Raw genomic sequence first — 11839 nt, forward strand, 5'->3', positions numbered from 1 at the left:
ACAGAAGGGATTGGCTAAAATCAAAGTGGTCATCCCATTTTTTTGGTCTGGTTGGGACGAAAATTGCTACATGGGACATATTTAGTCCCGGAGGCCGGAGGGGTTGGATGAACACGATCCTGGAACTGCAAAGCAAGCTGCTGCCTGACTTGATGGAAGTACTGAAAAAACGGTATGAGATCCTGCGTCATCTGCAATTGATGCAGCCTGTCGGCCGAAGGAGCCTCGCTGCTGCCCTGGGGATGACGGAGAGGGTATTGCGGAGTGAAGTCGACTTCCTCCGGGAACGAGGATTGGTACGCATTGAGAGTGTCGGCATGAAACTTTCCGATGCAGGATCGGATCTGGTGGCTGACATGGAGCCGCTAATTAAGGAACTCTTTGGCCTCACGGAATTGGAAACCCGGCTGCAAAGGTCTCTCGGACTGAAAAAAGTGGTTGTTGTACCTGGAGATTCGGATCGTTCGGATTGGGTAAAAAAGGAGATGGGTCGAGCTGTGGCCCGGATCCTGAAGATAACTGCCCGTCCGAATCAGGTTGTAGCTGTAGCGGGTGGGACGACTCTCGCCGCTGCGGCGGAGATGATGAGTGCTTTCCCCGGCCTGCGAGAGACGACTTTTGTTCCGGCCAGGGGCGGTCTTGGCGAGGTAGTGGAGTTGGAGGCCAACTACATTGCTTCTCTGATGGCCCAGAAAGCAGGGGGTCATTATCGGCTGCTTCATGTCCCGGATCAGTTGTCCGAGGAAGCCCGGCAGACCCTGGTTAAGGAACCGCATATTCAGGAGATGCTGGAGCTGATGCGTTCCGCTAGGATTGTCGTACATGGGATTGGGGATGCTAGGGCCATGGCGGCCAGGCGAAAATCCTCCCCCGGACTGCTTCGTCGATTAGAGGAGGACGGAGCGATCGGTGAAGCATTTGGTTATTACTTCAACCGACGGGGTGAGATTGTCCATCGAGGTCGGAGTATCGGTCTCAACCTGGAAGATCTGGTCAACGTGGATAAGGTCATCGCTGTGGCGGGAGGCGCTGCAAAAGCGGAGGCTGTTGCTGCTATCCTGCCTGTTGCTGGCAAAGACACACTCATTACCGACGAAGCGGCGGCGAGAGCCGTCCTGACTAATCTAAACACTTGATTCCCATTGGCTAGTTTTTTCACTTTGATCCATACTTAACGGAGGGATTTTTATGGCAACTAAAGTTGGAATTAACGGATTTGGACGTATCGGTCGCGCGGTTTTCCGCATTGCGATGAAGAACCCGGAAGTGGAAGTTGTAGCGATTAACGACCTGACTGACGCTGACACCTTGGCTCATCTTTTGAAGTATGACTCCGTCCACGATCAATATGACGGGACCGTGGAAGTGACCAACGGCGGGCTGATGGTAGACGGTCGTGAAATTAAAGTCCTTGCTGAACGCGATCCTGCCCAACTCCCCTGGGGCGACCTTGGTATTGAAGTCGTCGTCGAATCCACCGGTCGTTTCACCAAAAAAGAAGATGCTGAGAAGCACCGTCAAGCCGGTGCCAAAAAAGTAATCATTTCCGCCCCAGCTAGCAACGAAGACCTGACGATCGTGATGGGAGTCAACGAAGACAAGTATGATGCTTCCACCCACCACATCATCTCCAATGCTTCCTGCACGACCAACTGCTTGTCTCCCGTTGTAAAAGTGCTGCATGAGAAGTTTGGTGTCCGCCGGGGTCTGATGACCACCGTCCATTCCTACACCAACGATCAGCAAATCCTGGATCTCCCCCATAAAGACCTACGCCGGGCTCGCGCAGCGGGCATGTCCATTATCCCGACGTCCACCGGTGCCGCTAAAGCTGTTGCCAAAGTGTTGCCTGAACTGGACGGCAAGCTGAACGGATTTGCCATGCGCGTTCCCACCCCCAACGTTTCCGTGGTGGACTTTGTCGCCGAGTTGGATAAAGAAGTCACTGTAGACGAAGTGAATGACGCCCTGCGTGTAGAAGCCGAAGGCAAGCTCAAAGGTGTCCTCGGTTACTCTGATGAACCGCTGGTGTCCAAAGATTACAACGGCGACCCTCAATCCTCCATTGTCGACGCCCTGTCCACGATGATTCAGGACGGTAACATGGTGAAAGTGGTTTCCTGGTATGACAACGAATGGGGCTTCTCCAACCGTATGGTTGACCTGATCACCTACATTGCCAAAAAAGGGCTCTAAGTCTAGAATGAAGGGGAAGAAAAGAGGGGAGGTTACTCTCCTCTTTCTCATGCCGAGGAGGACGAAAACCCATGAATAAACAGTCGATCCGTGATGTGGACCTTCGCGGGAAGCGTGTTTTTTGCCGGGTGGACTTCAATGTTCCCCTGGAGGAAGGGAAGATTACCGACGACAACCGGATTCAGGCGGCGCTGCCGACGATTCAATACCTGGCCGATCAAGGGGCCAAAGTGATTCTGGCTAGCCACCTGGGCCGACCGAAGGGAAAAGTCGTCGACGACCTGCGCCTTGACCCGGTAGCCCAGCGGCTCTCCGAGCTACTCGGAAAGACCGTGTCCAAAGCGGACCAGGCCATCGGGGAAGAAGTGGAAAACCATATCAAGGATATGCATGACGGAGATGTTTTTCTGCTGGAAAACGTCCGCTTCTACCCAGGCGAAGAGAAGAACGATCCGGGTCTCGCTCATGCCTTTGCCCAACTGGCAGATCTATATGTCAACGACGCTTTCGGGGCGGCCCACCGCGCCCATGCCTCCACAGCGGGCATCGCTGAGCATCTTCCAGCAGTGGCAGGTTTCCTGATGCAAAAAGAACTGGAGACTCTGGGAAGAGCTCTTCAGGAGCCGCAGCGCCCCTTTACGGCCATCATCGGCGGGGCCAAGGTGAAAGATAAAATCGGGGTTATCGAAAATCTGTTGGATAAAGTGGACAACCTTCTGATCGGTGGCGGGCTATCTTATACCTTCCTCAAAGCGAAGGGGTTGGAAATCGGTCAGTCCCTCCTCGAACCGGACAAGGTGGATCTGGCTCGGGAATTCATGGAGACAGCAAAAGCCAAGGGAGTCAATCTGTTGTTGCCGGAAGACGTGGTAGTGGCCAATGAATTCTCCCCTGCCGCACGGGCGGAGACCGTGGCTGCCGACGCGATTCCCAAGGATCTACAGGGATTGGATATGGGCCCGAAGACAAGGGAAAAGTACGCGGAGATTATCCGGAACTCCAAACTCATCATCTGGAACGGTCCCTTAGGGGTATTTGAATTTGACCGCTTTGCCGAAGGTACCTTCGCTATTGCACGGGCTGTTGCTGAATCGGAAGCCTTCAGTATCATCGGCGGCGGAGACTCCGCCGCGGCTGTCAGCAAGGCTGGGTTATCCGAGCGGGTGGATCATATCTCCACCGGAGGCGGTGCTTCCCTGGAGCTGATGGAAGGAAAAACCCTTCCCGGCGTAGCTGCTCTCAACGATCGGTGAGGCCACCGAAAGACCAATCAAACAAAGGCGGTGAAAGGATGCGAACTCCTGTTATCGCAGGTAACTGGAAAATGTACAAGACTGTGAACGAAGCCCTGGAGTACTTCACTTCCTTCCGGGAAAAGGGCGAAGCCGAAGGCGTGGAAACGGTTCTCTGCGCTCCATTCGTCGCGCTTCCCGCCCTGGTGGAAGCCGCCAAGGGATCCCGGATCGGCATCGGTGCTCAAAATATGCACTGGGAAGAGGAAGGGGCCTTCACCGGTGAAGTCGGGCCTTCCATGTTGAATGCCGTGGGTGTTCCCTACGTGGTGATCGGCCATTCCGAGCGCCGGACCTATTTTGCCGAAACGGATGAAGCCGTTAATAAAAAAACCCAGTCTGCTATCTCCCACGACTTGGTACCCATCGTTTGCGTTGGGGAAACGCTTGAGGAGAAAGAAGCGGATCGGACCCAGGAAGTGGTTCGAGAGCAGGTGGTCAAAGCCTTAGCAGGGCTTTCTTCCGACGAAGTAACTCAGGTCGTCCTTGCTTACGAACCGGTATGGGCCATCGGTTCCGGCAAATCCGCTACCGCGGAGGATGCCGAAGAAGTCATTCGTTTCGTGCGAAAAACGGTGGCGGATCAGTATGATCAGCAAGTGGCCAATGATATACGCATCCTCTACGGGGGCAGTGTGAAACCTGGTAACATCGATTCCTTCCTGGAGCAGCCGGATATTGACGGTGCCTTGGTCGGCGGTGCCAGCCTGGACGCGGACTCCTTCGCCCGCCTGGTCGAAGCGGCAGCTAAGCGTGGTGGAGAAGGATGAGTCAAAAGGCTCCTGTCGCCTTGATTATCCTGGATGGCTTTGCCCTTCGGGATGAGGAGCACGGTAATGCCATTGCTCAGGCGAACAAGCCCAATTTTGACCGGTTATGGTCTCAATATCCCCACACCACCCTGGGGGCAGCTGGCCATGCGGTTGGATTGCCTGAAGGTCAGATGGGCAACTCTGAAGTGGGGCATCTCAACATTGGTGCTGGGCGGGTTGTATATCAAGACCTAACCCGGGTTACCCAGTCAATCAAAGACGGCTCCTTCTTTAAAAACGACGCCCTGCTCGGTGCGGTAGAGAACGTAAAGAAAAAAGATAGTCGTCTCCACCTGATGGGACTCCTTTCTGATGGCGGCGTCCATAGCCACATCAACCACCTTTTTGCTCTTCTCGATTTGGCAAAAAAGAATGGGGTGAAGGAGGTTTTCGTCCATGCCTTCCTGGATGGACGGGACGTGCCGCCTGATTCCGGCATCGGCTATCTGGAACAGCTGGAGCGAAAAATAAAGGAGACGGGTATCGGTACCCTGGCTTCGATTCATGGGCGTTATTATGCCATGGATCGGGACAAGCGCTGGGATCGTATTGAGAAGTCCTACCGTGCCATGGTCGATGCTACCGGCCCCCGCAGTGACGATCCGATTCGTACGGTCAAGGAATCCTATGCTCGGGAAGTATATGACGAGTTCGTTATACCGACGGTCCTAGTGGATCAGGAAGGAAACCCTCGGGGACAAGTTAAGGAGGGCGATTCGGTTGTTTTCTTTAACTTCCGTCCTGACCGGGCGATCCAACTTTCCCAGGCGCTGAACAATGACCACTTCGAAGGTTTTGACCGGGGAAAACAACGGGCGGACAATCTTTTCTTTGTCTGTCTCACCCACTACAGTGACGCGGTCAACGGTTATATCGCCTTTAATACGATGGATCTGGTCAACACATATGGAGAAGTGGTTTCCAACCATCGGCTTAAACAACTCCGGATCGCCGAGACAGAGAAATATCCTCACGTCACCTTCTTCTTCAGTGGTGGCCGTGAGCAACCCTACGAGGGAGAGGACCGTATCCTGATCAACTCCCCGGATGTAGCCACTTACGACTTAAAGCCGGAAATGAGCGCCTATGAAGTGACGGATGCGCTGGTAAAGGCGATCGGCGAGGAGATCCACGATACGATCATCCTCAACTTCGCCAACCCCGATATGGTAGGTCACTCCGGGAAATTGGAGCCGACCATCCGCGCGGTGGAAGCCGTTGATGAGTGTCTCGGTCGTGTGGTCGGTGCCCTGCAAGAGAAGGGCGGCACCGCTGTGATCATCGCTGATCACGGCAACGCCGATATGGTCCTGGATGAAAAGGACCGCCCGTTCACTGCACATACCACCTTCCCGGTTCCCTGTATTGTGACGGACGAATCCGTCCGCTTGCGCGAAGGCGGCATTCTGGCCGACGTCGCTCCAACGATGCTGAAACTCCTCGGTATTCCGCAACCGGAGGAGATGACAGGCCGTTCCATCGCTGAATAAACCCTGAAGACTCCAAGGAGGAATGACGCATGACTGCTATTATCGATGTATTTGGCCGCGAAGTACTGGACTCTCGTGGCAACCCAACCGTCGAAGTGGAAGTTGTACTGGAATCAGGTGCCCTCGGTCGGGCCATTGTTCCCTCCGGTGCTTCCACCGGAGCTCATGAAGCTGTCGAACTGCGGGATGGGGACAAGGAACGTTTTCTCGGCAAAGGAGTTTTAAAAGCCGTTCAGAACGTAAACGAAGTGATTGCCCCGGAATTGGAAGGGATGGATGCCTCCGACCAGGCGGCTATAGACCAGGCTTTGATCGAACTGGACGGAACTTCGAACAAAGGGAAGTTGGGAGCTAACGCCATCCTGGGTGTCTCCATGGCTGTGGCTCGTGCCGCTGCCGAGGCCCTCGGTGTTCCCCTTTATACTTATCTGGGCGGCTTCAACTCCAAGACCCTGCCTGTACCGATGATGAACATCCTGAACGGTGGAGAACATGCCGACAACAACGTGGACATCCAGGAATTCATGGTAATGCCGGTTGGAGCAGACAGCTTTCGGGAAGGTCTGCGCATGGGAGCTGAAATCTTCCACAACTTGAAAGCGGTGCTGAAAGAAAAAGGGCTCTCCACCTCTGTCGGCGATGAAGGCGGCTTTGCCCCCGATCTTTCCTCCAATGAAGAAGCCCTGCAAACGATTGTAACCGCCATCGAAAAGGCAGGTTACAAGCCGGGGGAAGAGGTATTGTTGGCTTTGGACGTCGCCTCCACAGAGCTCTATAAGGAGGGCTCCTATCGTCTGGAAGGCGAGGGTGTGACGAAATCCGCGGATGAAATGATCGACTTCTACGAGCAACTGGTTTCGAAGTATCCGATCGTTTCCATCGAAGACGGTCTGGCTGAAGACGATTGGGATGGGTGGAAGAAATTAACCGAGCGCCTCGGCGAGAAGGTGCAACTTGTGGGTGACGATCTCTTTGTTACGAACACGGAACGCCTTTCTGACGGGATCGAAAAAGGGGTCGGCAACTCCATTCTCGTAAAGGTAAACCAGATCGGAACCCTCACGGAAACCTTCGACGCTGTCGAAATGGCCAAAAAAGCGGGCTATACCGCCGTGATTTCTCACCGTTCTGGGGAGACGGAAGACACCACTATCGCGGATATCGCCGTTGCAACAGGCGCCGGTCAGATCAAAACTGGGGCCCCCTCCCGCACGGATCGTGTCGCCAAATACAACCAGCTCCTGCGTATCGAAGAAGAGCTAGCGGGAACCGCTCAGTACCCGGGCAAACTGGCTTTCTACAACTTGCGCGGCTGATCTCCCCAAAAAGACAACCGGACGTCCGATGCGCGTCCGGTTTTTTTAAAGAGGAGGAATCACTATGGATCAGGAATTGCAGGTCTTCCTTGAGCTGGATCTGAGGGAGGATAACTTGGCCAACGGACTTTCTCAAGCGTCCCAACAGATTCGGGATGCCTATAAGGCCGACTCCGTTATCGTCCAACAGGTAATCCCCCATACGGAAAAACGCTATACCGTTATTGCAATGGCTTATGGTGCCCAGGAGCAACCTGGGGAATAAAAGGTTGCTTTGGTATAAAAAAACCGAACCTGCCCATGCGGCGGTTCGGTTTTTTACTTGATGTTCCGCTTAGCCGGTGCTTCGCTATCTTCTTGAAAAGCGTGGCACCTTATGGTACATTATGACCATGTGAAAACGGAGTTTCACACCGGCGGGAGGTGTAATGATAGATGAAGATTGCAGTGGATATCCTGCTGGCTATCGTCAGCGTCGGACTGATTCTCGTCGTCCTCCTTCAGTCCGGTAAGAGTGCGGGGCTCTCTGGAGCCATCGGGGGTGCGTCTGAGCACCTGATGGGCAAGACTAAAGCCCGGGGCATCGATGCCCTGCTGAGCAAGATCACCATCGTCTTGGCCGTACTGTTCATGGTACTTACCCTGACAGCGGGTTACTTCATCCAGTGAGAGAGGTTCGATCATGAGAACAGCGGGGGGAGCCCGGCTGTTTTTTTTATCCGGTGACTATCCCTTGGAAAGGAGTCCATAGAGAATGAAGGGATACCTGTTGCTGCATGGGTTTGCCGGTTCTCCGGAAGACCTGATGCCTGTGGCCCGGATGATCAAGGGATACGGGGGACGGGTACTTACCCCTGTATTGGCTGGCCACGGCAAAGGCCGGGACGCGATGAGGGAAGTGGACTGGGAAGATTGGCTTACCAGCGCGGAAAACGGATTGGATCAATTGAGCCGGGTCTGTTCAGGAGTCAGCGTCATCGGTTTTTCTCTGGGAGCGCTCTTGACGGTGCTTCTCGCCCGGGATTACCGGGTGGTGGACCGGGTGGTCCTGATGAGTCCACCGGTCTTTACGAACCCAACGGAATTGATGTGGGGGATGGCGGATGTACTAAAACACGCAAAAAACCCCACAGGAACTTATCTGAAGGAATACCTTCGCCGGCTGTTTCGTTCCCCTGTCCGGTCTATCGGTGAATTGCACGGCCTAATGAAGACCGTCGAACCGGTCTACAGAGAACTGGAGAAGCCCACTCTCATCCTTCAGGGTGGAAAGGATGATTTGGCCCATCCTAAAGGGGCGCGCCACATTTACAACCGGATCCCCGCTGAGGAGAAACGACTTGTTGTCTTGCACCGATCCCGCCACCTCCTATGCATGGACCGAGAGGTAGAGCGTGTTTTAGAAGAGACAGAATCTTTCCTCGGCTTGAAAGAGACGGAGCCCCAGCGACCGATCTCCTGGAGCCGAACCCGTCATGTATGATGAAGGGCCTAACATTACTCTCCAATCCCGTGATTCCGATGCGGTGGAGTTGTTGTTACAGGGAAGGCTTCTGAAGGAGGCTGTCTTTCCCGGAGGTGGTGCAGGAGGTGGAGCAGGGAATCGTACTCTGCCGGACTCAGTTCATCAATTCGTTCCAACTGTCCCATGGCCGTCTCCACCAATTGGCGACGGATCCGGTCCTCGTCACAGGTCCCTTCTTTTTCGTGATGCAAAACTTGGGTAAAGTGGGCCGCTACGCTGGCGGTAACCGAGCCGATCAGGCCGATCCCGGTGAACATCAAAACGATGGCGATCATCCGTCCACCGAAAGTGACGGGGGAGATATCTCCATATCCGACGGTGGTTGTGGTGACAACCGCCCACCAGATGGCATCGGAAAACGAATCGATCCCTTCATTCCTCTGTAGTTCCAAGAGGTAGACACCTCCCGCCCCCCACAGGATGATCAAGAGGGCAATCCCGAAGGAAACCTGGATCTGGCGGGCTCGTAAAAAGCCCCATAAAAAGGAGGACATCCGTACCAGCCGCAGAAGGCGAACCACCCTTAATAACCGCAACGCCCGAAAATAGGATTCCAGGGGGATCATCGCCAGAATGTCAATCCAGTTCCGGCGGATAAATGCGAATTTATCCTTGTTGAAACAGAGTCTGATCAGGTATTCCAGCCAAAACCAGGTGAGTAACATGCGGTCAATCCAGATAAGACGCTCTTCGGTAAACCACGAATGGTTTTCCAGCGTATCCATGGCTTCACTGATCAAGAGAATGGTATAACTAAATGTGATAAACACGATAAACAATTCGTACGCCATCTGGAGGCGGTAAGCCGATTTTCGATAAAGTGACTTCAAATCTACCTTCATATGGAGGTCTCCTCCCTAAAAACCTAATCCTGGTGATGATATCACGAGAAGGAAGGCCGATGACACGGAAAATTCGGGAAACCCCGATTTTTTTCGTTTTCTCCTTGTCAAAACCAATCAAGCATGGTATTATACTTTTTGTCTGGTGGTGACAGCGGAGGGGATCCACCCGTTCCCATCCCGAACACGGCAGTTAAGCCCTCCAGCGCCGATGGTACTTGGGGCGCGAGCCCCTGGGAGAGTAGGACGTTGCCAGGCGAAGTAGCACCCGCAATCGGCGGGTGCTTTTTTCATGCCTGAGGCTGTAGGGAAAGGGTCAGGGAACTATATCCAACCGACAAGGATGAAAAATATATCTTTTCCTCTATGGACGGAAGCCTTTATTTTGTGGAAAATCGTCCTATCGAGGTTAACAGGGAAAGGATGTCGGCATGGGTTTCCAGATGGACACGGCAATGGACAGAAAAATCCGGTCGGAAGAGAGACTTCGCCAACAAGGGGTACCGGTAGATGAGACGCTGCCGGTGATTGAAAGAGAGGGAGATGTTCACCTGCGGAACGCGGAAGAGACGGCTGCAAGATCGGTCATTCTTTACGCGCTGCAAGGGGTCATTTTTCATGATGATCCGGCACGGGTCGTCCGGTGGGTGGAGAAGGAAGGGTTGTGGGCCCAAATCAGTCCTGAGGAGAAACCCATTTTTCAGTTACCCGTCTCCTCCCTCGACCCGGCGGAAAAGGAACGGCAGTTGAACGAGCTGGAGTCCCATCCGCTTACTTGGCGCATGGAAGCCTTGTGGGCACTTTTGTGGGCCTTGGGGAAAGCAGAAAAGCTGGGTTTTCCTGCAGAGGAGTGCGATGCTCCTCTGGTAAAAGAATGTCTGCCTGGATTGGATGAACCGGTGCGACCCTACTTAGAGGAAGCACGTCTCCGACCGGTCTCTGAGATCCTGGATGAGCTGGACTGGCTTCGCCGCCTTCTGTGGGCAGGGGAACAGCGAAAAGAAGGGGAACCCGTCCCTGGCGGGTATGAGCCAGCGGTTGCTTGGCAATGGCATGAAGCACTCAACTGGTTAATCAATGATCAGGACTGGAGATGATCCGGAGGAAGGAGGATGCGGAGCAACCTCCTTTTTTTCATTCTCCTCTTGCCAAAACCAATCAAACATGATATTATAACATTTGTCTGGTGGTGACAGCGGAGGGGATCCACCCGTTCCCATCCCGAACACGGCAGTTAAGCCCTCCAGCGCCGATGGTACTTGGGGCGCGAGCCCCTGGGAGAGTAGGACGTTGCCAGGCGATAAAAAAGCACCCGCTATCGGCGGGTGCTTTTTTGTTTTTAACGGGGTTCCCGGAAAACCATTCCACCAGCGGTTTGTCTTGTGATACTCTTGATTTACGGTATGCAAGGGATTGGTGCCTCTGTCTACGGTTATAAAGGACGGATTTTGGAGCAAAATGTTACTAAATGCCGCCGTAAAAACCAACCCGGGTGTAAGCAGGGGAGGGACGGGGAACAGTTCAAACAGAGGTGCCAATCGAACAGATTGGCAGGAGGCTTGCTTCATGAAAATCCAACGCCGTTCACCCGACCTTTTCTTTTATAAGGGGGGAAGAACTGGGATCCTACTGGTTCATGGGTTTACGGGTACTCCGTCGGAAATGAGGCCATTGGGGGATTACCTGAAAAAGAAAGGTTACACCGTTTACGCCCCGCTCTTAGCTGGCCATGGGACGACACCGGAAGAGATGGTATGTACTTCCTGGACAGATTGGTGGGATAGTACCCTGGAAGGCTACGAACGGATCAAGGAGAGCGGAGTCGATCGGATTGTTGTCGTCGGCCTCTCTATGGGAGGGAGTCTCTCTCTTAACTTGGCTCGAACCAAACCTCTAGCCGGAGTGGTATCCCTTTGTGCTCCCGTCTGGCTGCGGGACAAGCGGGCGCATCTTGCCGGGATGGTCCATTTTGTAAAGCCTTATATGAAGCGGGGAGGGGGGAAACCCCTTCATATCGAGGAGCACCTGGTCCCTTACGACCGAACTCCGTTAAAGTGTGTTTCCTCCCTTTGCAGGTTGGTCCGCCATGTCCGCACCCACCTTCATGAGGTGCGGGTTCCGGCGCTAGTGGTTCAGGCAGAGAAAGATGAGACGGTTGTGCCCAAGAGCGCCTCCTACATATATGAAAGCATTGCCTCCCCTGACAAAGAGATCCGATGGTTTAAAAAGTCGAGTCACATCATTACCCTTGACAGAGAGAGGGAGCATCTATTTGACGAGATCGGTGCCTTTGTGAAGCGGGTAGCCGGAACGACGGACAATCCCTGAATGGGAAAGGAGCATCAGCGTGGTTGAAGAACGCGATA

The 11839-nt window shown here is 53.9% G+C and carries 12 protein-coding genes and 2 rRNA genes; 13 read left to right on the forward strand and 1 reads right to left on the reverse strand.

Annotated elements, in window-relative coordinates:
* Window positions 1-107 precede the first annotated feature (107 nt).
* From ACFOUO_RS11850 to ACFOUO_RS11890, 9 genes are all read left to right on the forward strand, one after another.
* Window positions 108-1136, forward strand: a complete 1029-nt coding sequence (locus tag ACFOUO_RS11850; protein WP_380705324.1) for a sugar-binding transcriptional regulator — start codon at window positions 108-110, stop codon at window positions 1134-1136.
* Window positions 1137-1188: 52 nt separating this feature from the next.
* Window positions 1189-2196: a type I glyceraldehyde-3-phosphate dehydrogenase gene (gap, locus tag ACFOUO_RS11855; protein WP_380705325.1), complete on the forward strand. Its 1008-nt coding sequence runs from the start codon at window positions 1189-1191 to the stop codon at window positions 2194-2196.
* Window positions 2197-2267: 71 nt separating this feature from the next.
* Complete coding sequence (locus ACFOUO_RS11860) at window positions 2268-3449, forward strand: phosphoglycerate kinase (protein WP_380705326.1); 1182 nt, start codon at window positions 2268-2270, stop codon at window positions 3447-3449.
* Window positions 3450-3487: 38 nt separating this feature from the next.
* Window positions 3488-4258 (forward strand): triose-phosphate isomerase, encoded by a 771-nt coding sequence (tpiA, locus tag ACFOUO_RS11865; RefSeq protein ID WP_380705327.1) that lies wholly within the window; start codon window positions 3488-3490, stop codon window positions 4256-4258.
* Window positions 4255-5790, forward strand: coding sequence for a 2,3-bisphosphoglycerate-independent phosphoglycerate mutase (gene gpmI / locus ACFOUO_RS11870; protein ID WP_380705328.1), 1536 nt, complete (start codon window positions 4255-4257; stop codon window positions 5788-5790). Before tpiA ends, gpmI begins: the two co-directional genes overlap by 4 nt.
* Window positions 5791-5819: 29 nt before the next feature.
* Window positions 5820-7106 carry a phosphopyruvate hydratase gene (gene eno / locus ACFOUO_RS11875; protein ID WP_380705329.1) on the forward strand — a complete coding sequence of 429 codons (1287 nt, stop codon included), beginning with the start codon at window positions 5820-5822 and terminating at the stop codon, window positions 7104-7106.
* A gap of 64 nt (window positions 7107-7170) precedes the next feature.
* Window positions 7171-7371: a hypothetical protein gene (locus tag ACFOUO_RS11880; protein WP_380705330.1), complete on the forward strand. Its 201-nt coding sequence runs from the start codon at window positions 7171-7173 to the stop codon at window positions 7369-7371.
* Window positions 7372-7541: 170 nt separating this feature from the next.
* A complete protein-coding gene (gene secG / locus ACFOUO_RS11885; protein ID WP_380705331.1) occupies window positions 7542-7775 on the forward strand; it encodes a preprotein translocase subunit SecG in 234 nt (77 codons plus the stop codon).
* 85 nt (window positions 7776-7860) lie between these two features.
* A complete protein-coding gene (locus tag ACFOUO_RS11890; RefSeq protein WP_380705332.1) occupies window positions 7861-8589 on the forward strand; it encodes an alpha/beta hydrolase in 729 nt (242 codons plus the stop codon).
* 14 nt (window positions 8590-8603) lie between these two features.
* On the opposite strand, the gene ACFOUO_RS11895 is transcribed toward ACFOUO_RS11890, so the two are convergent.
* Window positions 8604-9473, reverse strand: coding sequence for a potassium channel family protein (locus ACFOUO_RS11895; RefSeq protein ID WP_380705333.1), 870 nt, complete (start codon window positions 9471-9473; stop codon window positions 8604-8606).
* 141 nt (window positions 9474-9614) lie between these two features.
* Here ACFOUO_RS11895 and rrf (ACFOUO_RS11900) point away from each other — a divergent pair.
* The 4 genes from rrf (ACFOUO_RS11900) to ACFOUO_RS11915 all read left to right on the forward strand — a co-directional run bounded on the left by rrf (ACFOUO_RS11900) (window position 9615) and on the right by ACFOUO_RS11915 (window position 11801).
* Window positions 9615-9731 (forward strand): 5S ribosomal RNA (gene rrf, locus ACFOUO_RS11900).
* A gap of 197 nt (window positions 9732-9928) precedes the next feature.
* Window positions 9929-10570 carry a DUF4272 domain-containing protein gene (locus tag ACFOUO_RS11905; protein ID WP_380705334.1) on the forward strand — a complete coding sequence of 214 codons (642 nt, stop codon included), beginning with the start codon at window positions 9929-9931 and terminating at the stop codon, window positions 10568-10570.
* 85 nt (window positions 10571-10655) lie between these two features.
* Window positions 10656-10772: ribosomal RNA gene (gene rrf, locus ACFOUO_RS11910) — 5S ribosomal RNA — on the forward strand.
* Between the two features lie 267 nt (window positions 10773-11039).
* Window positions 11040-11801 (forward strand): alpha/beta hydrolase, encoded by a 762-nt coding sequence (locus tag ACFOUO_RS11915; protein ID WP_380705335.1) that lies wholly within the window; start codon window positions 11040-11042, stop codon window positions 11799-11801.
* Window positions 11802-11839 lie beyond the last annotated feature (38 nt).

The sequence above is a fragment of the Salinithrix halophila genome (genome assembly GCF_042650125.1).
In the GTDB taxonomy this organism is placed as follows: domain Bacteria; phylum Bacillota; class Bacilli; order Thermoactinomycetales; family DSM-45169; genus Salinithrix; species Salinithrix halophila.